This window comes from Actinophytocola sp. (genome assembly GCF_036402745.1).
Classification (GTDB): domain Bacteria; phylum Actinomycetota; class Actinomycetes; order Mycobacteriales; family Pseudonocardiaceae; genus Actinophytocola.
Genome location: NZ_DASWSJ010000211.1, coordinates 1 through 24,930, shown reverse-complemented (window position 1 = coordinate 24,930; position 24,930 = coordinate 1). Strand labels below are relative to the sequence as shown.

Genomic DNA, 24,930 nt, shown 5'->3' with positions numbered 1-24,930 from the left:
ACCGCGGTCCGCCTACTTGTGAGCAGGCATCAGTGGCAGATCAGCACGCTCAGGCCGCTGGTGCCGTTGCACAGGGTGACGCTGAGGTTGCTCGGGCAGCTTTGGCCGCTCGCGGAGCTTCCGCCGCCGCCACCGGTCTGAGGAGCGGCGTCCATGCCCTGCAGGTCGAGAAGTGCCATGATGTTCTCCTTGCGCGATCTTCATCTACCCGCGCCGGATGGCGCGGGAGTCTTGGGGAAGGACTCGGCCGGGCCGAGCAGGGGCGCCCGCACGGGCTCGTCGTGCAGCGCGGCGCCCAGTGCGAGCAGCACACCCGCGGTGCCGGTGGCGAGGTCCATCGACAGCCGGAGCAGGCCCGTGCCCGGGAAGGCCGTGCCGCCGCCGAAGGGCAACGCGTGCCAGGACAGGTTGCGGACCTGCCGGACCACGTCCGGGTGGCTGACCGGCGCCTTGCCGGCCAGGTAGAGCAGGATGCCGGCACGGCCGGTGAACAGGCCGGGCAGGATGTACATGGTCGACTCCGCGGCCCGCCGCGCACCCCGGCTGGCCTCGGCGAACTGCTCGTCCTCGCGCCGGCCGAGGTACTCGTCGAGCACCATGCCGATGCCGACGCTCCCGCCGTCGAGGTAGGGCATCGTGCGCCAGCCCTCGTTGACCTCCAGCACGCCGTTCTCACGGGTGATGCAGCGGTGCAGGTCGTGGCGCAGCGCGAGCGCGGCGCGGTCGAGGAACGCGGTGTCGCCGGTGTCGTCGTAGGCCCGCATCAGCAGCAACGCCTGGCCGGCGCGGCCGCGGAAGAGCCCCGCGTGCGGCTGCCCGCCGCCACTGATCGGCATCGGACCGTCCGGTGTGGACTCCGGCAGCGCGGGCAGCTGCTCGGCCACCAGCTCGGCGGCCCGCAGCGCCGCGGTGCGCAGCGCGGGCTCGCCGGTGGCGTCGGCGAAGTGCAGCAGGTTCAGCCCGAACCCGGACAGCCCGCTCACCAGGTCGGGGCCGATCGTCTCCCAGTTCTCCCGCAGGCAGATGTCGACGATGTCGAGCGCCTGCTGCCGGTAGCCGAGGTGGTCGAGGGTGAACGCGACGCCGTGCAGCCCGTCGTAGAGGCCGAGTCGGGTGCCGGCGGGCGGGTTCGTGGCCCGGCGCAGCAGCCACTCCTCGTGCTCGGGGAAGCGGCCGGCACCGGTGACGTCGAGTGCGTAGAGCACGCCGGCCGCGCCGTGGCCGAGGCCGAGCCCGCCGATGGCGAACTGGGCCGGATCGCCGGGGAAGAGCCGGTCGTCGCGCTCGGGGGTGGCGCTGGCCAGGATCGCGGCCGCGAGCTCGTCGCGCAGCTCCGGCCAGGTGTCGGGCTCGAACCGGGCGGTGGGCAGGTCGGGCGTGCCGGGCGGCACGATGACGTCGACCGCCCGGTCGAGGAACTCCCGCGGCGCGGGGAAGTGCGCGGCGATGATCTCGGCGAAGTGCCGGGCCTTGAGCCGGTGCAGGCCGAGCAGGTTCGTCATCGGCAGGAACAGCGCCAGGCGCAGGCACGCCAGCGCGTACTGGTCGATGTCGAAGCCCGAGACGTCCCGCGGCGCGGCGAACCCGGGGTTGCCCAGGCCCGGCCGGGTGGCCTCCTCGACCGGCGAGGTGACCTCGAAGTCCAGCAGCGCGACCGTGTCGTCCGGGCGGACCACGATGTTGAACAGGTGCAGGTCGCCGTAGACGATGCCACGCTCGTGCACCTCGGCGATCGTGTTGGCCACCTGGCGGTGGATGCGCACGGCCCAGTCGGTGAACTCCGCGTACCGGTCGGGACCCGCGCTCGGGTCGATGAGCGGGTAGCGCAGCGTGATGGCCTTGCCGAGCACGTCGCCCTCGACGTACTCCATCACGAGGAAGCGGTGCTCGCCGAGCCAGAACAGGTCGTACACCTCGGGGATGCCCGGGATGCCGGCGAGCCTGGTCAGCGTCTCGTGCTCGCGCCCGAGCCGGCGGACGGCGTCGTGGCCCCAGGCGTCGAGGCCCGCGTGCGGGCGGCCTTCCTTCAGCACGACCTGCCGGTCGGTGCGCGTGTCGCGGCCGACGTAGATGCCGCCGCCGTTGGAGAAGTGCACGACGCGCTCGATGGTGTAGGGCAGGTCGGTGGTGGTGACCGCGTTGCGGGCGGCCAGCTGCGGGGCGAGGAAGTCGGGCAGCGTGACCCACGGCGGGACGCGGAAGACGGGGTCGCGGCGGTCGGGCACGAGGGTGCCGGTGTCGTCGGCGATGGCGTCGACGACGTCACCGTTCTCGTCGACGGTGTAGCGGTTGGCGAAGGCGCCGTAGCGGACGTAGAGCGGGCCTCTGCCCCAGCGGAGGTCGCTGAGGATGTAGGGGCTGGCCTCGCCGTCGAGGAGCTCGCCGAGCTCGGTGAGGATGGTCTCGCAGGCGGCGTCGTCGACCGGGTAGACGGTGACGAGCTTGCCGCTGTAGCCGCGCGGGGCGTACTTCGACACCCGGGCGGTGAGGGCCGTCGTCGAGCGGAGGAACTTGAACGAGATGCCCCGCGGGACGCAGTAGTCCCAGACGGCGTCGAGGACCCGGTCCGCGTTGTCCACAGTGGCCGAAGCGTGGATCTTCCAGCCCTGCAAGGGGATGGCTTGCCGGACCGCCGGATCGACCACGAACCAGTCGTCCTGCTCGTGCAGTCCCCAACCGGGCGGCAAGGGCCGGGCCGCGGTGGCGAACGAGGCACCCGCGGTCTGCTCCGAGTGCATCGCGTCGTAGAACGACGGATCGGCCATACAGAACGGTTGGTAGTCCTGGTCCATTCGACATACTCCGCTCGCCCGGCCACTGTGAACGAGGCTCATCGTGCGTCATGGTCGGACCCGACCATCAGTGCATAACGTCACCGAGCGACCACGCACATGTCATGATGTCGACAGTGCGATTCGCACTGAACCTGAGCGAAGTGAAGGAAATACCGTCAGGTCTGGTTGCTCGTCCCGGGACGCCCGAACACCCGGAGTAACCGTCTGCGCGGCGCCGCGCTGCTCCGGGTGCGGGAACCGGGTCGAGGTTCGGCAACCCGTTCGCACGTCACGCCGGACCACTGGTACGGCGCCCAGCGGGGGTTAAGGCCTGTCTCGTAGATCATCGGGTGAAGTCCTGCGCCGACTGCGCCGACCACCGGAACCTCAGGGGACCGTGACGGCACCTAGCCACCCTCCACCCCGATACCTGCACCATTCGCCGGAACGCAACGCACACTTTAAATCCCGGGGAGGCGGACTAGTCCTGCGCCGACCACCGGAACCTCAGGGGACCGTGACGGCACCCAGCCACCACCCACCCCGATACCCGCACCATTCGCCGGGACGCAACGCACACTTTAAATCCCGGGGAGGCGGACTAGTCGACTGTGGACGGCGGGTTGATCCGGTTCTCCTCCGCGTCGAGCTGCGCCTGGATCCGTAACAGCACGATGTCGCTGATGACGTGGTGGTCGCGCAGCGCCACCACGGTCGCCCGCTTCACCGACAGCAGCTCGTTGCGCAGCAGCTCCGCCTCGAGCCGCTCGTCCGGCTCGTCCGGGGACTCCTCGCCCAGGGCCAGCCGGTGGAGCTTGGCCTGGTAGTCGGCGGTGAGCCGGGCCCGCGCCGCGTCCGAGACACCGAGTCGGCGGGCCGCCTCCGGCATCGCCTCGAGCCCGGCCTCCATCGCGCTGCGCTGCGCGAGCACGTACTCCTCCTCGAGCTTGCGGTCGGCCGGCAGGTGAGCCCAGCGCAGCACGGCCGGCAGCGTCAGGCCCTGCACCACCAGCGTCACGAGGATGACACCGAAGGTGATGATGATCAGCTCGTTGCGGTGCGCCACCGACGACGGCACCGCGAGCGCCGCGGCCAGCGAGACCGCACCGCGGAAGCCCGCCCACGCGTTCGGCAGCCGGTGCCGGGCGCTCACCCGGCGCAGCCGTTGCGCCGGGCGCCGGTCGAGGGCGCGGATCAGGTACGGCATCGTGTAGCTGTAGAGGAACCGGGTGCCGATGACCGTGCCGGCCACCGCGAGCGCCATGCCGAACGCGTGGCCGAGTGACCCGTCCACCGCGCGGACCGCCCCGTTGAGCTGCAGGCCGATCAGCACGAACAGCGCGCCGTTCAGCAGGAACGTCGTGACCTGCCAGAACGGGTAGGACTGGAGCCGGACGCGGGCGGAGATGGTCCGCGGGCCGGCCTGGCTGAGCGCGAGCCCGGCCACGACCACCGCGAGCACGCCGGAGGCCTGGATCTCCTCGGCGAGCAGGAACGCGGCGAACGGGGTGAGCACGCTGATCCCGCTCTCCAACGGCGTGCCCGGCATGAGCTTGCGAGCCTGCAACGACAGCCAGGCCACCGCGAGCCCGATCGCCGCACCGCCCACATAGGACAGTGCGAAGTCGCCGAGCGGGCCGTACCAGGTCAGCTGCCGCTCGCCGGTGGCCACCGACACCGCGATGGCGAACACGACGAGCGCGGTGCCGTCGTTGACGAGGCTCTCCGCGCGCAGCATCGTGAGCTGCCGGTGCGAGAGCCGCCCGGCGACCGCGACCACCGCGGTGGCGTCGGTCGGCGCCACCACCGCGCCGAGCACGAACGCGATGGGCCACGGCAGTCCCAACGCGTGCGCGACGACGGCCACGGTGAGGACGGTCATCAGCACGAGGACGATCGAGCTGAGCAGCACCGTGCGCAGGTCGGCGCGGATCTCGCGGAGCGAGGTGGTGAGCGCCTCCCAGTACAGCAGCGCGGGCAGGAACAGCAGGATCACGACCTCCGGCGAGACCGAGAAGTCGTGCAGCGCCGGGGTGAGGCTGAGCAGGACGCCGGCGACGAGCAGCACCACGGGCGGGGCCAGCCCGATCCGGCGGGCGATCGCGGTGCCGACCAGGATGGCGGCGCCGATCAGCACGAGCGTGAGCAGGGGATGTGGGTCGTACATCGGCGGGTCCTTCTACAGGTCGGCGCGGTGGGTGGCGGTGAGGCTGCCGAGCAGGGCGAGCGCCTGCACCACGAGCACCTGGTCCTCTACCGGGAAAGCTGACGCGGACGGGAAGAAACGCCGGCGGGGATCGGTTGCCCCCAGTGTGATCGATGTGCCGCTTTCTGTCCTGGACCTCGCCCCCGTCGCGCGCGATGTCAGCGCCACCGACGCGCTGCGCGCCACCACTGAGCTCGCCCGGCGCACGGAGGAGCTCGGGTACCGGCGGTTCTGGGTGGCCGAGCACCACAACATGCCCTCCATCGCGAGCTCCGCGCCCGCGGTGCTCATCGCGCACCTCGCGGCGGCCACGTCCACGATCCGGGTCGGGTCCGGCGGCGTGATGCTGCCCAACCACGCGCCGCTGGTCGTGGCCGAGCAGTTCGGCACGCTGGAGGCGCTGCACCCCGGCCGCATCGACCTGGGGATCGGCCGCGCGCCCGGCACCGACCAGCGCACGGCGCTCGCCCTGCGCCGCACGATGGCCGGCTTGTCGGCCGAGAACTTCCCGCAGGAGCTGGGCGACCTCATCGGCTACTTCGAGGGCGCGGACGACCGGATCGTGGCGGTGCCCGGCCGAGGCAACGAGCCGGCGATCTGGCTGCTCGGGTCCAGCGGGTTCAGCGCGCAGCTCGCGGGCCTGCTCGGCCTGCCGTTCTCCTTCGCGCACCACTTCAGCTCGGCGAACACCGTCCCGGCGCTGGAGCTGTACCGCTCGAGCTTCCGCCCGTCGCGATGGCTGTCCGAGCCGTACGCGAAAATCGCGGTCAACGCCATCTGCGCCGACACCGACGAGCGGGCCCGCTACCTGTCCGGCCCGGCGGCGCTCGCGTTCCTCAAGCTGCGCAAGGGCGCGCCCGAGCCGCTGGCGACGCCCGAGGAGGCGGCCGCCTACCCGTACGACGCCCAGGAACGCGCGTTCGCCGACGACCGGTTCACCGACCAGGCGGTGGGCTCGGTCGAGACCGTCCGTCGCCAGCTGACCGGCCTGCTGGCCCGCACCGGCGCGAACGAGCTGATGCTCACCACGATGGTCTACGACATCGCCGACCGGATCCGCTCCTACGAGCTGATCGCCGAGAAGGTGGCCGGCGGCCTGACCCGGTAGGACACGTCCGTCCCGTGTGGACGCCCCGCGCGACCGCCGGCCTCCGTCGCGGACGGCTTGGTCGCGTGGACCCCGGCCGCGATCGGGTCTTTCGGCCCTGTGGGTGAGGTGCAAGGTCCCGACTTCGGGCTGCCTTGCGCATCGGTGGCGACGCCGATCACCCTGTTCGCCAAGAAGATCGGCGAGTAGCGGGCGGCGGGGTTAGGTTCGGGAGCATGACCGCGGAACAGGAACGAGTGGCCACCGCTTCCGGCACCTTCTCCCTCGGCGGGGACCTGCCGGTGGTCCGCCTTGGCTACGGGTCGATGCAGCTCACCGGCCCGGGTGTGTGGGGCGATCCGGAGGATCCCGACGAGGCGGTGCGGGTGCTGCGCCGCGCGGTCGACCTCGGCGTCAACTTCATCGACACGGCCGACTCGTACGGGCCGTTCGTCGCCGAGCTGTTGATTCGCAAGGCGCTGCACCCATACCCGGACGGCCTCGTGATCGCCACCAAGGCCGGGCTGACCAGGGCCGGACCACACGACTGGCGCCCCGTCGGGCGGCCCGAGTACCTGCGCCAGCAGGCCGAGCTGAGCCTGCGCCACCTCGGGGTCGACCGGATCGACCTCTTCCAGCTGCACCGGATCGACCGGGCCGTCCCGCTGGCCGACCAGGTGGGCGAGCTGAAGCTGCTGCAGGACGAAGGGAAGATCCGGCACCTCGGGCTGAGCGAGGTCGGCGTCGACCAGCTCCAGGCGGCGTCGAAGTTCGCCGACATCGTGTCCGTGCAGAACCTCTACAACCTCGCGAACCGCCGCGCGGAGCCGCTGCTGGAGCACTGCGAGCAGCACGGCATCGGCTTCATCCCGTGGTTCCCGCTGGCCACCGGCGAGCTCGCCAAGCCCGGCGGCCCCCTCGCCGCGATCGCCGCGCGGCACGACGCCACCCCGTCCCAGCTCGCGCTGGCCTGGCTGCTCAAGCGGTCGCCGGTGATGCTGCCGATCCCGGGCACCGCCAGCGTCGCGCACGTGGAGGAGAACACCGCGGCCGCGGCGGTCGAGCTGTCCGACGCCGAGTTCGCGGAGCTGTCCGAGGCGGCCTGAGGTCATCGGGGCGCCGGCCACCCTCGGGGTATGCCGCGTACCAGGTGTGGCCGCCGGTGATCCCCCTCATAGCGATCACCGGCGGTGTCTCGGGCGCGGCCGCCGTCGGCGCGCTCGCCGGGCCGCACCCGTCGATACGGGCCGGCCGGCTCACTCCGACCGAGGCGTTGGCCGCAGCCTGAGACAGGAGGGCAGGTTGACGGTGACACCGACAACGCGGGTGAGGATGGTCACCCGCGGCTCGGATTCGTCGGTGTCACCGTCGCCCCGGCTCCCCGACCCGCAGCCAAACCGCCGCGGCTCGTTGTTCGTACACCGGAACCCTCGACGCACTGCAAGGTGCGTAGCCGGGCAACCCCGGGGTATGCGATCGGCGACCTGGTATTCCCCAGGTTCATTCACTCGGATGGAGTAACGAGTTTCACGGCTCCCAACCGAACACGGAACGTCGCCGATCGGGCACACTTGTAGTTCGCGGCGGAGCGTCGGGGGGTGGCGGATGGCCGAGCTTGCGACCGATTCATCGACACTGGGCGCCCGCGAGTGGCATCACCGAGCCTGCGAGGGAATGACGTGAGTGAGGAGAGCCTGCCGTACCGGCATGGCATCCACGAGGCGATGGGGGCGCTGTCCGGTCAGTGGGTGACCGCGGTGCTGGCATCGCTGACCGCGCGTCCCATGACGTACTCGAAACTGCTCGAGCACATCAACCGGACCGAGGAGCGGCTCGGCTGGGTGACCCACGAGCGGCCGCTGAGACAGAAGGTCCTCACCGACACCCTCCACCGCATGCAGCGCGACGGCCTCGTCATCAAGATCGACCGCCCCAGCCGGTTCGGCTCCACCTGGTACCAGCTCACCCCGATGGGCCGCTCGCTGCTCCGCGCGCTGCTCCCGCTGGCCAAGTGGGCCGAGGACCACCGCGGCGAGCTGAGCCGGGCCCGCGCCGCCTACCTCGCGGCCAAGCCCGAGGAGCCCGGCAAGGCCGAGGAGCCCGGCAAGCCCGAGGGGACCGGGAAGCGGGACGAGACCGTGAAGCGGGACGAGGCGGTCACGCGCGACGGGACCGTCAACGGCGGCTAGGAACCCTTGCTGGGGCTGCGCGGACCGGCCAGGTCGCCGATCGCGGCGATGATCGTCTGGACCTGGTTGCGGCCGGAGTCCTTCGCGACGAACAGGGCGTCGTCGGCGGCCAGCAGGACGTCCTGCAGCTCGGGGCCGAACTCCGGGTACACGGCGACCCCGACGGAGACGCTCAACCCGTCGACCACCTCGCCGCCGCCGGCCTCCGAGACCGGGACCCGCAGCTGGCGCACCCGCTCGCAGATCCGCTCGCCGATCTGGCGCAGCGCGTCCGCGGACACCTCGGGGCACAGGACCACGAACTCCTCGCCACCCCACCGGCCGACCACGTCGTAGCGCCGGGCGGACGCGGTGAGCGTGTCCGCCACCGCCTGCAGGACCCGGTCGCCGACCAGGTGGCCGTGCACGTCGTTCACCGCCTTGAAGTGGTCCAGGTCGACCATCAGCACGCCGATCTGCACCTGGTCCCGCGCGGCCCGCAGGATCTCGGCCGACGCCAGGTTGGTCCACGCCGTCGCGTTCGCCAGGCCCGTCTTCTGGTCGGTCGAGGCCGCCTCCTCGAGCTGGCGCATCAGCACGCTGCGGTGCAGCACGAGCAGCGCCGGCACGATCATCAGCGCCCAGGCGGGGTTGAACGAGATCAGCAGCGCGGTGATCGCGCCGAGGCCCAGCGTCCCGTACTCGAGCGCGTTCTCCTTGCCGGTGCCCAGCGCCCGCCGCAGGTCCAGCCGCCGCTCGTGCAGCGTGATCGCGAGCGCCACCAGGCCCGAGTTCACCGCCGAGTACGCGAGCACGGCCAGGGCGACCGCGAACACCATCAGCGGGCGGTCCCACTGGTCGGCCGGCACGATCAGATGGCGGATGAGCCACGCGGTGTGCGCGGCCAGCACGACCGTCGACGCGGTGAACACCAGCCGGTAGGCGTGCACGCCGCGGACCCGGTACCAGCTCCGCCAGAACAGGTGCAGGTACAGCGCCGCGACGACGGCCGGCGTCAGCACCGGCGGCAGGACGAGCGCGGCCGAGAAGGTCCACACCGAGGTGAGGTTCACGTGCGGGGTGTCGTTGAACCGCCGGCGCACCCGCTCGACGTGCCGAGTCGCCTCGCCCATCGCGAGACCCAGGCCGATGATGATGCCGAGCACGGCCAGATCGGCCGGCCGGATCTCGCCGCGCCACCCCAGGAGCGTCGTCACCGCGACGGCCGCGGCCTCCGTCACGAGGATGAGGGCGAGCACCCGGCCGGGTTCTCGCCACAGCGCCCAGCGTGACGGCGCCCTGGACCGCTGATCACCGGAAAGGGATGCTGGTTGCGCCGATCGGGCGAAAATCACCTGATCAGCACCCATATGGCCGTGCTCGGCGGCAACCCCGTTGGGAGGAGGTGCCAGTGATGACGAACAAGGACTGGTGAGCTTTTCCACTCGTTTCGCACTCCCGTTGTCGTGCTCTGCGGCAAGCCCGTTGGGAGGAGGTGCCAGTGATGAACAAGGACTGGTGAGCTCGCCAAAACGACCAGCATCCCCGATGCCGTGCTCGGCGGCTATCCCCATGGGAGGAGGAACCCACAATGTCGAACAAGGACTGGTGAGCGGATCATCGTGATCGACGTCGTCGTCTTCGCGTCCGCCCGACCGTGCGGGTGAGCGCACCTGGCGGGATCGGGCGCGAAGCCACGACGCACCAACCACACCGGTGAGCAACACGCCGGCCGCACCGCCGGTGGCGACCGCGAACACCGGACTGGTCACGTCGGCGAGCACACCTGCACCGAGGACCGCGACCCCCTGCGAGGACAGCACCCCGGCGCCGGCCAGCCCGGACGCGGCGCCCCGGTGGTGGTCGGGAACGCCCAGGACGAACGACGCCTGGGCGAGCACCAGGTAGCCCGTCGTGCACGCGCCCGAGATCGCCCACAGCAGCACCACCACGCCGAGCGGCGGCCCGAACAGGCACAGCACGAGCGGTACGCCGGCGGCGACCGCGAACGTCGTGGTCGCCGTCGCCCGCCGGTGGGGCGGGATCCGGGAGACCAGCCACGCGCCGACGATGCTGCCGACCGGGTCGGCCGCCATCAGCAGGCCGACCGCGGCGGCGCTCACGCCGAGCCCCGCGGCGTAGGGCGCGGCCAGGCCCTCGGGAATGATGAACAGCCCCACGAGCCACGACAGCGCGACCAGCCCGCGCAGCCGCGGGTCGCGCCAGATCAGCCGGGCGGCGCCGGTGGACCGCATCGCGTGCGTGCCGTTGGCGGCCGGCCGGTGGGTGACGCCGGCGAGCAGCACCGCGGCCCCGACGAGGAACGTGACGGCGTTCAGGCCGAGCGCGAGGTGTGGGTCGACGACCGCGAGCAGCGCGCCGCCGCCGAGGAAACCCGCGACCTGTGCCGTCTGGTTGGTGACCGTGCGCAGCGCGAGCCCGGCGACGTACCGGTCGCCGGACAGGATCGTGGGCAGCAGCGCCTGCTGCGCGGCCTTGAACGGCGCGCCGCCGAGCGTCAGCACGAACACCAGCACGAGCAGGACCGGCATCGGCAGCGACGGGATCGCCATCAGCCCGGCGACCCCGGCCCGCAGCACGTCGACGACCACCATCAGCTCGCGGCGCGGGAAGCGGTCGGCGAGCCCGCCGAGCAGCACGCCGCCGAGCAGCGCGGGAAGGAAGGTCAGGGCGTAGGTCAGCGCGGTGAGGCTCGCGGAGGAGGTCCTGGCGTAGACGAGGACGGCGAGGCCGACCCGCGCGAGCTGGTCACCGGAGACGGACAGCAGCTCAGCGGCCCAGAGCGCGCGGAACTCGCGTACAGCGAGCACCTCGCGAAACCCAGCCCGACGCCCCATCGCCCGCTCCTAACACCAACAGGCCGTGTCCCGCACGGCCTGTGGATCTGACATTAGAACCACGCCAGCAGCAGATCACGGCCGTAGCGCTTGTCTACCCAAATAGCCCAACGGGATGACCAAGCGTAGTGGCGGGGGTCCCGCGGGGGGTACTCCGGGCGTCGGTCAGAACCACCTGCGCCACTGTTTTGCTCCACGCAGCAAGGAAATCGGCTGCTCACTGGGGGATGTCGATGCCGTACCCGCGGATCTTGCGATAGATGGTGGCGCGGGACATGCCGAGGGCCCGCGCCGCCTCCTTCTTGTTGCCGTCCGCGTCGAGGAGGCTCCGCACGATCGCGTCCCGCTCGATCGACTCCAGCGGGTTGAGCACCCGGCCGGTGATGGTCTGCAGCTCGGGCGGCAGGTCGCCGGGCTCGATCACGCCGACCCGCCGGTGCATGGTCACCCGGCGCAGCACCTCGCGCAGCTGGGCCACGTTGCCAGGCCACTTCGCCCGCATCAGCAGCCGCATGGCCGCCGTCGAGCAGCTCAACGTGGCCCCCGACGCCAGCTTGACCAGCAGGAACGGCACGAGCTCGCGGATGTCCTCGATGTGGTGGCGCAGCGGCGGCACCTCGATCGAGCTGGCGAAGTGGCGCAGCACGCCGTCCAGGCCGTGGTTGGCGCCGAGCGGGCCGTGCGTGGCGACGACCCACCACCTGGTCCCGCGCGAGCGGCGCAGCGCGAGGACCGTGCCGAGCTCGCGCCGCGCGCCCGTGGCGAGCGCGTCGATGTGCTGCAGCACCAGCGTGCCCTCGCCGGATGCGAGCTCCTGGTCGACGGCGGGCAGGAAGCCGTCGTCGGCGGCGTCGAGCACGTGGAACCGGCCGGCCGGGTGGTAGCGGCGGTGCACGGCCCGCAGCAGCGCGAGCTTGCCGCTGCCCGCCTCACCGTGCACGGTGGCCCACTCGCCGTTCTGGTGCAGCGCGCACATCTCGTCGCAGGCACGCTGCCACAGCGGGCCTGAGCCGACGATGCCCGGCAGCAGCGGGTGGGTGAACGGCTTGGCCGGCGCGAACGCGTCCGACGGCTCGACCATCCGCACGCGCACGACGCCGCCGGTGGGGCCGGACTCGGTGAGCACCGGGGCGCAGTACAACCGGGCCTTGGCGCCGCTGGGCATGTCCACGTCGAGGATGGCGCGCTTGCTGCCGTGCATGGCCTCGGCGGCGGTGGCCAGCAGCATCGCCTGGTCCTGCGGCGAGAGGACCTGGCGGGCGTAGTCGTTCATCATCACGACATCGTTGTTCAGCGCGAACACGATCCCGTTGCTGTGCCGGCAGGCCCGCAGGTACTCCTGGAACAACGCGAGCTCGCGCCGGCCGCTGGTGGCGGTCAGCTCCCGCTCGATGTGTCCCGCGGTGGTCCGGGCGAGCGCCATCAGCAGCGGGCTCGCGTCCTTGGACCAGCAGGTCAGGTCCAGGACGCCGAGCAGCTGGCCGGAGATGGGGTGGCGGACCGGGACGCCGGCGCAGCCGAACTCGTCGAGGCCCTCGGCGTAGTGCTCGTGGCCGAACACGTCCGCGGCCTGCCCGCCCTCGAGTGCGGTGCCGATGCCGTTGGTGCCGACGAACTGCTCGGCGTAGGAGAACCCGGGGGCGAGCTGCACCCGGTCCAGGTGCTGTTCGAGCTGGCCGTCGCCGGTACGCCGGTCCAGCACGACGCCGTCCGCATCGGTCAAGATGATGCTGACGGCGGTGCCGGAGAGCTGCTCGGAGAGGCGGGTGAGCACCGGTGCCGCGCTGTGCGCGAGCGGTGTCTCGAGGTTGGGGTCCTTGACGTAGGACAGCTCGATGTGGTCCGCGGCCACCTTCCAGGTGCGCGAACGCCACCAGGACGCGAAGATGCTCTGCCGGACCCCGCCACCTTGCGTGGACTCGGTGGACTCGGCGGACTCGGACGTGAGAAAACGCTCCCGCGCCAGGGCGAGTGCGTCGTGCGGCTCGACCGGGCGTGGAGCATCGGAGTTCGTCAACGAACCATCTCCTCGCTCGCTCGCGCCTGGTCGCAACGCGCTCAGCGACGTTGCTGACATGTTACGCAGCGTACGAGCAAAGAGGTCCCTTGGATTGTCTCATATTGAGACCGGCGGAACCTTGATTGCGCTGTGTGATTCCTAGCACCGGGACGGTGGCCCACGAGCGGGCCGACCGCGACGCCGCTCGGTGACGGCCCAGCACAGGAGGCAAGGCGTGAGCCGACAAAGTCTGAGCAAGGCGCACAAGAAGATCACCGAGCTGTCCTGGGAGCCCACCTTCGCGACTCCCGCGAAGCGGTTCGGCACCGACTACAAGTTCGACAAGGCTCCCAAGAAGGACCCGCTCAAGCAGATCCTGCGCTCCTACTTCCCGATGGAGGAGGAGAAGGACAACCGGGTCTTCGGGGCCATGGACGGCGCGATTCGCGGCAACATGTTCCGCCAGGTGCAGGAGCGGTGGATGGAGTGGCAGAAGCTGTTCCTGTCCATCATCCCGTTCCCGGAGATCTCCGCGGCCAGGGCGATGCCCATGGCGATCGACGCGGTGCCGAACCCCGAGGTCCACAACGGACTCGCGGTGCAGATGATCGACGAGGTGCGGCACTCGACGATCCAGATGAACCTCAAACGCCTGTACATGAACCACTACATCGACCCGGCCGGGTTCGACATCACCGAGAAGGCCTTCTCGAACAGCTACTGCGGCACCATCGGCCGCCAGTTCGGCGAGGGCTTCATCACCGGCGACGCCATCACGGCGGCGAACGTGTACCTGACCGTGGTCGCCGAGACGGCGTTCACCAACACGCTGTTCGTGGCGATGCCGTCCGAGGCCGCGGCCAACGGCGACTACCTGCTGCCGACGGTGTTCCACTCGGTGCAGTCCGACGAGTCCCGGCACATCAGCAACGGCTACTCGATCCTGCTGATGGCCCTGGCCGACGAGGACAACCGCAAGCTCCTCGAGCGCGACCTGCGCTACGCGTGGTGGAACAACCACGCCGTGGTCGACGCCGCGATCGGCACGTTCATCGAGTACGGCACCAAGGACCGGCGCAAGGACCGCGACAGCTACGCGGAGATGTGGCGCCGCTGGATCTACGACGACTACTACCGCAGCTACCTGATGCCGCTGGAGAAGTACGGCCTGGTCATCCCGCACGACCTGGTCGAGGAGGCGTGGAACCGGATCTACAACAAGTTCTACGTCCACCGCGTGGCGCAGTTCTTCTCCACCGGCTGGCCGGTCAACTACTGGCGCATCGACCCGATGACCGACACGGACTTCGAGTGGTTCGAGGAGAAGTACCCGGGTTGGTACAACCAGTTCGGCAAGTGGTGGGAGGCCTACGCCCGCCTGTCGAAGCCCAACGGGCACAAGCCGATCGCGTTCGAGGACGTCGGCTACGAGTACCCGCACCGGTGCTGGAGCTGCATGGTGCCGTGCCTCATCCGCGAGGACATGGTGACCGACAAGGTCGACGGCCAGTGGCGCACCTACTGCTCGGAGACCTGCGCGTGGACCGACAAGACGGCGTTCCGTCCGGAGTACGACGGCACCCCGACCCCGAACATGGGCCGGCTGACCGGAAAGCGTGAGTGGGAGACGCTGTACGACGGCTGGGACCTCGCGGACGTGATCTCCGATCTGGGCTACGTCCGCGACGACGGGAAGACCCTTGTCCCGCAACCACATCTCGAGCTCGACGACGAGAAGAAGCTGTGGAAGCTCGCCGACGTGCGGGGCATCCCCTTCGGCAGCCCGAACATCGCGTTGAACAAGATGTCCGACGCCGAGCGGGAGGCGCACATCGCCGCCTACAAGGCGAACCCGAACGTCACTCCGGCCTGAGCCGGCCCGCCCTTCCTCCACCCGCCGCGTCGCGAACCCGCCATAGCGCGGCGCGGCGGGATCCCACATGCCAGGAGTTGCCCCATGGGCGAGACCCACAAGGTCCGGTTCGAACCGGTCGGCATCGACATCGAGGTCGACGAGGACGAGACGGTGCTGAACGCCGCCTTCCGGCAGGGCGTGATGCTGATGCACGGCTGCAAGGAGGGGCAGTGCTCGGCGTGCAAGTCGTTCCTGCTCGACGGCGACCTGCAGATGGCCCGTTACTCGACCTTCGCGCTTGCCGACTACGAGAGTGAGGAGGGTTACGTCCTGCTGTGCCGCTCCCACGCGTACAGCGACCTCGAGGTCGAGCTCATCAACTACGACGAGGACATGATCCGCTCGGGGCTGCCGGTGGTCACCGCGCGCACCGAGACCGTGTTGATCACCGAGCTCACCCACGACATCTCGCTGCTGCGGCTGCGGCTCGTCGAGTCGGGCGGGCTGCGCTTCCACCCCGGCCAGTACGTGGACATCACGATCCCCGGCAGCGAGGAGCACCGGTCGTTCTCGATGGCCAACGTGTCCGCGACCGACGGGGTGCTCGACTTCATCATCAAGCGCTACCCCGGCGGGAAGTTCTCGGGCCTGCTCGAGGACTCGCTGCAGCCGGGTGATCCGCTGGACGTGACCGGGCCCTACGGCGCGTTCACGCTGCGGGTCAGCTCCGACCGGCGGCTCGTGTTCGTCGGCGGGGGTGCCGGGATGGCGCCGATCCTGTCGTTGCTGCGGCAGATGGTGGAGAGCGGCAACGAGCGGGAGGCCGTCTACTACTACGGCGCCCGCACCGAGAAGGACCTCCTGCTGCTCGAGGAGATGGCCGGCATCGCCGAGAAGCTGCCCAAGTTCAGCTTCATGCCGTGCCTGTCGGAGACCTGGCCGGACAACTGGGCCGAGGACGGCCGCGGCGAGACGGGCCTCGTCACAGCGGTGCTCGAGAGGCGCGAGTCCGACCTCGCCGAGTGCGACGTCTACCTGTGCGGGCCGCCGCCGATGATCGACGCCGCGATGCCGCTGCTCGCCGCCATGGGAGTGCCGGAGAGCCAGATCTTCTACGACAAGTTCACCATCACCGCCGCGGCCGAATAGCCGCCCCGTCACCCATCCCCTCAGATGACAACGAAGTACGGAAGAGGTGTGCTTCATGGCCAGTGCAGAAACGGTCGGGCGAAGCTTCCCCAAGCCCGAGTTCACCGGGGCGGAGGCCGGTCTGCTGGAGTTCCCCGGCTCCAAGAGCCGTAGCTACAACTACTTCAAGCCGCAGAAGCTGCGCGCGACGATGTACGAGGACGTCACGATGGACGTCCAGCCCGATCCCGACCGGCACCTGACCCAGGGCTGGATCTACGGCTTCGCGGACGGCCCCGGCGGCTACCCCAAGGAGTGGACCGAGCTCAAGTCCGACGACTGGCACAAGTTCCTCGACCCGAACGGGGAATGGGAACAGACGATCTACCGCAACAACGCCAACACGGTCCGCCAGATCCAGCGCAACCTGGAGAACGCGAAGAACGCCAACGCCTACGCCGCGTGGGCACCGGGCTGGGTGCGGTTCATCGAGCAGCACATCGGCGCCTGGATGCACGCCGAGCACGGCCTCGGGATGCACGTGTTCCTCTCCGAGCAGCGCTCCGCTCCCACCAACATGATCAACAACGCGATCGCCGTGAACTGCGTGCACAAGCTGCGCTTCGCCCAGGACCTCGCGCTCTACAACCTGGACCTGTCCGAGTCCCACATCGAGTTCGACGGGACGGTGCACCGCAAGGTGTGGCAGTCCGACCCGGTGTGGCAGCCGGTGCGGGAGAACGTCGAGCAGCTCACCGCGATCGGTGACTGGGCCGAGTCCCTGTTCGCCGCGAACATCGTGTTCGAGCAGCTCGTCGGCGTGCTGTTCCGCAGCCACCTCGTCATGCAGATCTCCGCGCGCAACGGCGACTACGTGACCCCGACGCTGGTCGGCGCCGGCGAGCACGACTACAACCGCGACCTCGGCTACAGCAGGGCGCTGTTCAAGATGCTCACCTCGGACCCGACCAACGCCGACCACAACAAGGCCACCCTGCAGGGCTGGCTGGACCGGTGGGTGCCGGTCAGCGTCAGGGCCGCCCAGGAGCTGCAGCCGATCTGGTCGCAGCCCGCGGAGAAGGTCGTCTCGTTCGCCGACTCATGGACCGCCGCGCGCAGCAGCTTCTCGACGCTGCTCGGCGAGCTCGGTCTGTCCGAACCAAAGGAGCTGCAGAAGTGACCGCCACCGCCAAGGCCGCCGGCAAGTTCGACGTCAACCGCACCTCGTCGAACATGTGCGGGGTCACCCTGATGAACAACCAGAACGGCTACGTGGTCGCCGAGATCATGCGCGGCAAGCCGGGGGTGACGGTGCGGGAGTTCCCGTCGATGATCCGCGTCGACGGCGAGAACAAGGTGGTCTTCAACTGGGACGAGATCTCCGAGGCGATCGGCTTCGAGTTCTCCCAGCCCGACTTCGAGGAGATCATGTCCACCCACTACGGGCGGATGGTGCACCTCGACGACGAGACGATCCTGTTCGCCAACCCCGAGGACGCCGCCGAGTACATCGACTTCGACCTCAAGCCCGTCAACTAGAGGACAGTCGACATGTACACAAAGGACGGGGAGCACTACTTCATCGTGGACAGCCACACCCACTTCTGGGACGGCAGTCCGGCCAACCAGGCCAACCGCTACGGCAAGGGCTTCATCGAGTGCTTCTACGACTACCACCGCAACCTCTCGCCCGAGGAGTGGGTGTGGTCGCTGGAGAAGTTCTCGAAGTACTCCGAGCGCGACCTGCTGCACGACCTGTTCGAGGTGGGCTACGTCGACAAGGCGATCTTCCAGCCGACGTACCTGAGTGACTTCTACGTCAACGGGTTCAACACCACCGAGCAGGACGGGGCGGTCGCCGAGCGCAACCCGGGCAAGTTCATCGTCAACGGCGCGTGGGACCCGCGCGACGGCGAGGCCGGCCTGGACAAGCTCGAGCAGCTCGCCGAGCGGTGGAACCTGCGTGGCGTCAAGCTCTACACGGCCGAGTGGAAGGGCGACTCGAAGGGCTGGAAGCTCACCGACCCGTGGTCCTACCGCTACCTCGAGAAGTGTGAGCAGCTCGGCATCAAGAACATCCACATCCACAAGGGCCCGACGATCTACCCGCTGAACCGGGACGCGTTCGACGTGGCCGACGTGGACGAGGTGGCGACCGCGTTCCCGAACCTCACGTTCGTCATCGAGCACGTCGGCCTGCCCCGGCTCGAGGACTTCTGCTGGATCGCGACGCAGGAGCCCAACGTCTACGGCGGGCTGGCCGTGGTCATGCCGTTCATCCACTCGAGGCCGCGCTACTTCGCACAGGTCATCGGCGAGCTGCTGTACTGGATCGGCGAGGACCGGATCACGTTCGCGAGCGACTACGCGATCTGGCAGCCCAAGTGGCTGGTGGAGAGGTTCGTGGACTTCCAGATCCCGGAGGACATGCAGTCCGAGTACGGCACGCTCACCACCGACGCCAAGAAGAAGATCCTCGGGCTCAACGCCGCCAAGCTCTACGACCTCGAGGTGCCCGCCGAGGTGACGGCGACCTCGAACGGCGGCGAGGCGGTGGGGTCGGAGCCGGTGTCCCCGGCGGGAGCCCGGGCATGACCTCGAACGACCACGTTGCCAGGCCCGGGCACCGGAATGCCGTCAACGCCGGGCGAAGCGAGGCAGGTGTTACAGCATGACGGCTGTCGATGAGCGGGCCGAGTTGGGCACGCAGGTGTGGGCGGCGTTGGGCACGGTGCGCGATCCCGAGCTCGACCAGCCGGTGACGGAGCTCGGGTTCGTCACCTCGGCGGAGGTGGACGGCTCGTGCGTGCGGGTCCGGCTCCGGCTGCCGACCTACTTCTGCGCACCCAACTTCGCCTACCTGATGGTCGCGGACGCGCACGACGCCGTGCGCGCCATCCCCGGTGTGTCCGAGGTGGACGTCCAGCTGGCCGACCACTTCGCCGCCGAGGAGATCAACGGTGGGGTCGCGGAGGGCGCCGGTTTCGCCGGCGCCTTCCCGGCGCAGGCCACCGGCGAGCTCACCGAGCTCCGCCGGACGTTCCAGCGCAAGGCGCACCTGGCCTGCCTGGAACGGGCCTGCCGCAAGCTGATCGAGAGTGGCTGGCGGGTCGACGAGCTGGCGCACGTGCAGCTCGGGGACCTGCCGGACTCGCCGGAGCGGGCGAGTCTGGTCCGCCGGCGCGACGAGCTGGGCATGCCGACCGACGACACCTCGCACCTGTTCACCGACGACGACGGCAACCCGGTCGAGCCGGAGACCGTCGCCGGCCGGCTGCGGTTCGCGAAGGCCGTGCGGGTCAGCGTCGACGGCAACGCCGCGTTCTGCCGCGGGCTGCTGCGCACCCGGTACCCCGAGGTCGACGAGGAACCCCGCGAGGAGCGGTCATGAGAGCGGTACGGCTCAACAAGTACGACACCACCCCAGAGCTCGTCGACGTGGCCGAGCCGGCGATCGAGTCGCCGCTGGACGTGATCGTGCGGATCGGCGGCGCCGGCGTGTGCCGCACCGACCTGCACATCATCGAGGGTCAGTGGGAGGAGAAGTCCGGGGTGGAGCTGCCCTACACGCTCGGCCACGAGAACGCGGGCTGGGTCCACGCGGTCGGCTCCGCGGTGTCCAACGTGTCGGTCGGCGACCCGGTGATCCTGCACCCGCTCGCCACGTGCGGGCTGTGCCGGGCGTGCCGCGACGGCGACGACGTGCACTGCGTCAACTCGGCGTTCCCCGGCATCGACTCCGACGGCGGCTACGCGGACCTGTTGCGCACCAACGCCCGCGCGGTCGTCAAGCTCGACCCGAAGCTGGCGCCCGCGGACGTCGCGGCGCTCGCCGACGCCGGCCTCACCGCCTACCACGCGGCCCGCAAGGCGGCGAAGGTGTTGCGGCCGGGGGAGAAGGTCGTCGTCATCGGCGCCGGCGGCCTGGGCCACATCGGCATCCAGGCGCTCAAGGCGCTCACCCCCGCGCAGCTGATCGTCATCGACCGGTCGAAGGCGGCGCTCGCGCTCGCGAAGGAGCTCGGCGCCGAGTACACGGTCCCGGCCGACGGCGACCACGTCGACGCGGTGCTCGAGCTCACCGGCGGCGAGGGTGCCGAGGCGGTCGTCGACTTCGTGGGCGAGGGCGGCGCGGTGGAGGACGGCATCGCCGTGCTGCGCCGGGCCGGCAACTACTACGTGGTCGGCTACGGCGGCAACCTCGTCGTGCCGACCATCGACGTGATCTCCACGGAGATCAACTTCATCGGCAACCTCGTCGGCTCCTACAACGACCTGGCCGAGCTGATGGTGCTGGCCGCGCAGGGCAAGGTCACCCTGCACACGAGCACCTACCCGCTGGCCGACTACGCCAAGGCGCTGGAGGACCTCGACCGCGGCCACGTCCGCGGCCGGGCGATTCTCGTGCCCTGATCACTCGACCAATCCGCGACTCCGCGACAACGAAGGAATCCTGACATGGCTAAGGATCTGCGGTTCAACGTCGAAGCGCGTCAGCTGCTCGAGAGCGGGGTGAACGCGCTCGCCGACGCGGTCAAGGTGACGCTGGGCCCCAAGGGGCGCAACGCGGTCATCGAGAAGCTCACCGGCCCGCCCACGATCACCAACGACGGCGTCACCATCGCCCGCGAGATCCAGCTGCGCGACCCGTTCGCCAACATGGGCGCGCAGCTGGTGAAGGAGGTGGCGATGAAGACCAACGGGGTGGCCGGGGACGGCACCACGACCGCCACCGTGCTCGCCCAGGCGCTGGTCCGCGAGGGCCTCGCCGCCGTCGACGCCGGCGCCAACCCGATGCTGCTCAAGACCGGCATCCAGCGCGCGGTCGCCGCGGTGGTGGGCGTGCTCGCCGAGCGGGCCCGGCAGGTGCACGGCCAGGAGGACCTGGCGCACGTGGCGATGCTGTCGGCCAACAACGACGCGGAGATCGGCGAGACGATCGCGACCGCGATGCAGCGGGTGGGCCTCGGCGGCGTGGTGACGGTCGAGGAGTCGCCGTCGTTCGGGCTGCACGTGAGCTTCGTGGACGGCGTGGAGTTCGACCACGGGTACACCTCGCCGTACATGGTGACCGACACCGACCGGATGGAGACGGTGTTCGAGAACCCGTACATCCTGATGACCAACGAGAAGATCACCCGGGTCCAGGAGCTGATGCCGGTGCTGGAGCAGGTCACCCGCTCCGGCAGCCCGCTCGTCGTGATCGCCGAGACGGTCGACGGGCCGGCGCTGGGCATGCTCGTGGCCAACAACGTGCACGACACGTTCAAGTCGGTCGTCGTGCGGGCGCCCGGGTTCGGCCACCGGCGGGTCGCCGAGCTCACCGACCTCGCGACGTTCACCGGCGGCCAGGTCATCACCGGGGACGCGGGGCAGTCGCTGGAGACGGTGCGCCTGGAGCAGCTGGGCCGGTGCCGCAAGATCACCGTGACCGAGTCGTCGACCACGCTGGTCGGCGGGGCCGGCGCGGACTCCGCGGTGTCGGCACGCATCGAGCAGATCAAGCGCGAGCTGGAGCGGGCGGAGAACGAGCACGACCAGGACCACCTGCAGGCGCGGATCGCGCGGCTGTCCGGCAGCGTCGCGGTGATCCACGTCGGCGCGGCGACCGGGGTCGAGCTGAAGGAGACCCAGCACCGGGTGGAGGACTCGCTGTCGGCCAGCCGCGCGGCGATCGAGGAGGGCATCGTCGCCGGCGGTGGCACCGCGCTGCTGCAGGCGCAGGCCGCCGTGGACGACCTCGTCCTCGAGGGCGACGCGGCCGTGGGCCGCGACATCGTGCGCCGCGCGCTCGGTGAGCCGCTGCGGTGGATCGCGGTGAACGCGGGCTACGACGGCGACGAGGTGGTCGCGCAGGTGGCGGCCGCGCCGGTCGGGCACGGGTTCGACGCGATGTCCGGGACGTACGAGGACATGTTCGCTCGCGGCGTGATCGACCCGGTGAAGGTCACCCGGTCGGCCCTGCAGAGCGCGGCGTCGATCGCGGCGCTGCTGCTCACCACGGAGACGCTGGTGGTGGAGGAGATCCTGGGGAACCCGGGCGCGATCATGGCGCCGGGCTTCGGGGACCTCGCCGAGGGCATGGTCCGCCCGTCCAACATCTACTGAGCACCCCCTGGTTTCGGCCGCGTCGCGAGCTGCTGGCGCGGTCGGCCTGACCGTGGATCCGGGTGTGTCGCGGCGCCCGGGTCCACGCTGGCCCACCGGCCCCACGGGTCCGTCCAGTCCATCCGTCCACAGGGTCCGTCCATCTCGTCCGTCCACCTGATCTGTCCACAGAGTCTGTCCACAGAGGAGGACAAAGCTGATGCCCGTCCTCGTTGCACTGACGTGGTTCGGTGTGCTCGGCGCGTGCGCGATGGCGGTGTACCTGCTCGCCGTGCGGTGTGTCAGCTGGGACCTGCTGCCGTCGTCGGTCCTCGCGCGGGTGCGCTGGTGGCACCGGCACGCGCCGGCCGTGCTGGTGGTCTCCACGCTGGTGGCGCTCGTCGGCGGCGCGCTGGTGGCGTGGGCGCCGTGACCGGGTTGGGGCGCAGGGGTTTCCTCGGCGCGGTCGGGGGTGCGGGACTCGTCGTGGCCGGTGGCGCGGCGGCCCGCGCGTCGGGGGACCAGCCGCACGACCACTCCGCGCCCGACATGCCGGGCATGCCGGGGATGCCCGGCATGCCGGGGATGATCGGGACCGTCGGGGAGGTCGACCACAAGCGCAACGGCTTTCATCCCACGGAGCTGCTGACGTCGTTCGACTGGGGGGTGGTGTCGAAGGACCGCGCGGGCCGGACCGTGCGGTCCTACCACCTGGTCGCCGAGGAGAAGGAGATCGAGGTGGCGCCGGGCGTGGTGTACCCGGCGTGGGCGTACAACGGGCGGGTGCCGGGGCCGACGATCCGCGCGGTGGAGGGGGACCTGCTGCGGATCACGCTGGAGAACCGCACCGAGCACATGCATTCGGTGCATTTCCACGGCTACCACCCGGCGGCGATGGACGGCGTGCCCGGCGCCCGGGAGGCGGCGCCGGGCTCGTCGGTGACCTACGAGTTCACCGCGGACCCGTTCGGCCTGCACCTGTACCACTGCCACTCGCTGCCGCTGCGGATGCACATCGCGCGCGGCCTGTACGGGACGTTCATCGTCGACCCGCGGGGCGGCCGGCCGCGGGCGCGTGAGCTGGTGATGGTGCTCAACGCGTTCGACACGGACTTCAACGCCTCCAACGAGGTGTACGCGGTGAACACGGTGGCGTTCGCCTACGCGGCGTCGCCGATCCAGCTGCGGGCCGGGGAGCTGGTGCGGGCCTACGTGGTGAACGTGACCGAGTTCGACCCGGTCAATTCGATCCACCTGCACGCCACGATGTTCGACCTGTTCCGCACCGGCACCTCGCTGGTGCGCAGCGAGTTCACCGACGTCGTGACGATGGGGCAGGCGGAGCGGCACGTCATCGAGTTCCGGTACCGGGAGCCGGGGCAGTACATGTTCCACGCGCACCAGACCGAGTTCACGGATCTGGGCTGGATGGGAATGTTCGAGGTCTCGTGATGTACCAGGCCCGGCAGCGCAGCGCCCGCACCCTCGACCCGCCGACCGGCCCCGGCCCGGTCCGGCCCGCGCGTTCCCGGCTGGCGCGGGTCGCGTTGCTGCTGGCGCCGCTCGTCGGCCTCGGCGTGCTGATGGGGGTGCTGCTGTTCGGCGACCTGGTCCACACGGTGAGCGGCGGCGTCCCGGTCGACTCGCTGGCGGTCGAGGACGTGACGCTCACGCCGGGGGAGATCGAGCTGCACGTCCGCAACGACGGCCAGCTCCCGGTGACGATCGGCCAGGTGATGGTCGACGACGCGTTCCGCCCGTTCACCACGTCGGCCCCCACGCTGGGCCGCCTGTCCTCGGCGACGGTCGCGGTGCCCTACCCCTGGCAGCCGGCGATCCCGGTCCGGGTGGCCGTGCTGACCTCCACGGGCACCGTGATCCAGCACGAGATCCGGTCGCCGTCGCTGACCCCGACCGCCGCGCCGGCGACGCTGGGCATGCTGGCCCTGATCGGCCTGACGATGGCGACGTTCCCGGTGGCGCTGGGCCTGCTGTGGCTGCCGTTCCTGCGCCGGGCGTCGTCCCGGGTGACCGGCGCGGTGCTGGCGTTCACCCTGGGCCTGCTGGCTTTCCTGCTGGTCGACTCGACGGCCGAGGGCCTGAACCTGGCCGCCGGCCTCGGCTCGGGCCTCAACGGGATAGGCGTGTTCGCGCTCGGCGCGCTCGGCGCGCTGGCGATCTTCGCCGGCGTGGCGTCCCTGGGTAGCAGCCGTGGCGGGTCGGGTATGCGGCTGGCGTGGGTGATCGCGATCGGGATCGGGTTGCACAACCTCGGGGAGGGGCTGGCGGTCGGCACCGCGATGCGGATCGGGGAGGTCGCGTTGGGCGCCGCGCTGGTGATCGGCTTCGCGATACACAACCTCACCGAGGGGGTGGCCATCGCCGCGCCACTCGCGCGGGATCCGCAGGCCTCGCTTCCCGGCAGGCCGGCGTCGCGCGACCGGTGGACCCTCCTGCTGATCGCGGGCGCGGCGGGGCTCCCCGCCGTCCCCGGGCTCTGGCTCGGCGGCCTCACCTCCGGCGGCGTCTGGGCCGTGCTCGGCCTCGGCGTCGCGGCCGGCGCCATCGCCCAGGTCGTGCTCGCGGTCGGCAGGCTCGTCGTGCGCAAGCCGAGCCCGCTCGCCGCCGCGAGCTTCACCGCCGCGGTCGGCCTCATGTACGTGACGGGTCTGCTGGCCTGACCCTCGCGGCCCGGTTCGTGCCGAGGTGAAATCCGTCCAAGACAGCCCGCCCCGGGCTGGTCGAGGCCGAGGTCCCGCGCTGAGCAC

General features: G+C 70.5%; 20 protein-coding genes. 15 read left to right on the top strand and 5 right to left on the bottom strand.

The window, feature by feature from the left end; translation table 11 throughout:
* Nucleotides 1-29 precede the first annotated feature (29 nt).
* The 3 genes from VGD70_RS20045 to VGD70_RS20035 form a co-directional block, all read right to left on the bottom strand.
* The gene (locus VGD70_RS20045) at nucleotides 30-179 is read right to left on the bottom strand and encodes a SapB/AmfS family lanthipeptide (RefSeq protein ID WP_331083495.1); all 150 of its coding nucleotides are present in this window, start codon (nucleotides 177-179) and stop codon (nucleotides 30-32) included.
* A 21-nt stretch (nucleotides 180-200) separates the two neighbouring features.
* On the bottom strand, nucleotides 201-2,792 hold the full coding sequence (gene lanKC / locus VGD70_RS20040; protein ID WP_331083493.1) for a class III lanthionine synthetase LanKC: 2,592 nt from the start codon (nucleotides 2,790-2,792) through the stop codon (nucleotides 201-203).
* A gap of 583 nt (nucleotides 2,793-3,375) precedes the next feature.
* Nucleotides 3,376-4,941: a Na+/H+ antiporter gene (locus VGD70_RS20035; RefSeq protein ID WP_331083491.1), complete on the bottom strand. Its 1,566-nt coding sequence runs from the start codon at nucleotides 4,939-4,941 to the stop codon at nucleotides 3,376-3,378.
* Between the two features lie 148 nt (nucleotides 4,942-5,089).
* Here VGD70_RS20035 and VGD70_RS20030 point away from each other — a divergent pair, with 148 nt between their 5' ends.
* From VGD70_RS20030 to VGD70_RS20015, 4 genes are all read left to right on the top strand, one after another.
* Nucleotides 5,090-6,088, top strand: coding sequence for an LLM class flavin-dependent oxidoreductase (locus VGD70_RS20030; protein WP_414638002.1), 999 nt, complete (start codon nucleotides 5,090-5,092; stop codon nucleotides 6,086-6,088).
* A 215-nt stretch (nucleotides 6,089-6,303) separates the two neighbouring features.
* On the top strand, nucleotides 6,304-7,173 hold the full coding sequence (locus VGD70_RS20025; protein WP_331083487.1) for an aldo/keto reductase: 870 nt from the start codon (nucleotides 6,304-6,306) through the stop codon (nucleotides 7,171-7,173).
* Nucleotides 7,174-7,229: 56 nt separating this feature from the next.
* Nucleotides 7,230-7,355 (top strand): hypothetical protein, encoded by a 126-nt coding sequence (locus VGD70_RS20020; protein ID WP_331083485.1) that lies wholly within the window; start codon nucleotides 7,230-7,232, stop codon nucleotides 7,353-7,355.
* Between the two features lie 391 nt (nucleotides 7,356-7,746).
* Entirely contained in the window at nucleotides 7,747-8,256 is a 510-nt protein-coding gene (locus VGD70_RS20015) for a helix-turn-helix domain-containing protein (protein WP_331083483.1), read from the top strand.
* Here VGD70_RS20015 and VGD70_RS20010 read toward each other — a convergent pair.
* On the bottom strand, nucleotides 8,253-11,093 hold the full coding sequence (locus tag VGD70_RS20010; RefSeq protein ID WP_331083480.1) for an MFS transporter: 2,841 nt from the start codon (nucleotides 11,091-11,093) through the stop codon (nucleotides 8,253-8,255). The two genes, VGD70_RS20015 and VGD70_RS20010, sit on opposite strands and share 4 nt — an antisense overlap.
* Before the next feature lie 217 nt (nucleotides 11,094-11,310).
* Nucleotides 11,311-13,110 carry a sigma-54-dependent Fis family transcriptional regulator gene (locus tag VGD70_RS20005; RefSeq protein WP_331083478.1) on the bottom strand — a complete coding sequence of 600 codons (1,800 nt, stop codon included), beginning with the start codon at nucleotides 13,108-13,110 and terminating at the stop codon, nucleotides 11,311-11,313.
* 217 nt (nucleotides 13,111-13,327) lie between these two features.
* Here VGD70_RS20005 and VGD70_RS20000 point away from each other — a divergent pair, with 217 nt between their 5' ends.
* The 11 genes from VGD70_RS20000 to VGD70_RS19950 all read left to right on the top strand — a co-directional run bounded on the left by VGD70_RS20000 (nucleotide 13,328) and on the right by VGD70_RS19950 (nucleotide 24,843).
* Nucleotides 13,328-14,965, top strand: a complete 1,638-nt coding sequence (locus VGD70_RS20000; RefSeq protein ID WP_331083477.1) for a methane monooxygenase — start codon at nucleotides 13,328-13,330, stop codon at nucleotides 14,963-14,965.
* A gap of 84 nt (nucleotides 14,966-15,049) precedes the next feature.
* The gene (locus VGD70_RS19995) at nucleotides 15,050-16,096 is read left to right on the top strand and encodes an FAD-binding oxidoreductase (RefSeq protein WP_331083475.1); all 1,047 of its coding nucleotides are present in this window, start codon (nucleotides 15,050-15,052) and stop codon (nucleotides 16,094-16,096) included.
* A 55-nt stretch (nucleotides 16,097-16,151) separates the two neighbouring features.
* Nucleotides 16,152-17,255 (top strand): aromatic/alkene monooxygenase hydroxylase subunit beta, encoded by a 1,104-nt coding sequence (locus tag VGD70_RS19990; RefSeq protein ID WP_331083473.1) that lies wholly within the window; start codon nucleotides 16,152-16,154, stop codon nucleotides 17,253-17,255.
* On the top strand, nucleotides 17,252-17,614 hold the full coding sequence (gene mimD, locus VGD70_RS19985) for a propane 2-monooxygenase effector subunit MimD (protein WP_349257501.1): 363 nt from the start codon (nucleotides 17,252-17,254) through the stop codon (nucleotides 17,612-17,614). The genes VGD70_RS19990 and mimD overlap by 4 nt, the downstream gene beginning before the upstream one ends.
* Before the next feature lie 12 nt (nucleotides 17,615-17,626).
* A complete protein-coding gene (locus VGD70_RS19980; protein WP_331083471.1) occupies nucleotides 17,627-18,670 on the top strand; it encodes an amidohydrolase family protein in 1,044 nt (347 codons plus the stop codon).
* A 76-nt stretch (nucleotides 18,671-18,746) separates the two neighbouring features.
* Nucleotides 18,747-19,466: an iron-sulfur cluster assembly protein gene (locus VGD70_RS19975; RefSeq protein WP_331083469.1), complete on the top strand. Its 720-nt coding sequence runs from the start codon at nucleotides 18,747-18,749 to the stop codon at nucleotides 19,464-19,466.
* Entirely contained in the window at nucleotides 19,463-20,488 is a 1,026-nt protein-coding gene (locus VGD70_RS19970; protein ID WP_331083467.1) for an NAD(P)-dependent alcohol dehydrogenase, read from the top strand. Before VGD70_RS19975 ends, VGD70_RS19970 begins: the two co-directional genes overlap by 4 nt.
* Before the next feature lie 45 nt (nucleotides 20,489-20,533).
* Complete coding sequence (groL, locus tag VGD70_RS19965) at nucleotides 20,534-22,183, top strand: chaperonin GroEL (protein ID WP_331083465.1); 1,650 nt, start codon at nucleotides 20,534-20,536, stop codon at nucleotides 22,181-22,183.
* A 199-nt stretch (nucleotides 22,184-22,382) separates the two neighbouring features.
* Nucleotides 22,383-22,595 (top strand): hypothetical protein, encoded by a 213-nt coding sequence (locus tag VGD70_RS19960; protein WP_331083463.1) that lies wholly within the window; start codon nucleotides 22,383-22,385, stop codon nucleotides 22,593-22,595.
* Complete coding sequence (locus VGD70_RS19955) at nucleotides 22,592-23,614, top strand: multicopper oxidase domain-containing protein (protein ID WP_331083461.1); 1,023 nt, start codon at nucleotides 22,592-22,594, stop codon at nucleotides 23,612-23,614. The genes VGD70_RS19960 and VGD70_RS19955 overlap by 4 nt, the downstream gene beginning before the upstream one ends.
* Complete coding sequence (locus tag VGD70_RS19950; RefSeq protein WP_331083458.1) at nucleotides 23,614-24,843, top strand: hypothetical protein; 1,230 nt, start codon at nucleotides 23,614-23,616, stop codon at nucleotides 24,841-24,843. Before VGD70_RS19955 ends, VGD70_RS19950 begins: the two co-directional genes overlap by 1 nt.
* Nucleotides 24,844-24,930: the final 87 nt, after the last annotated feature.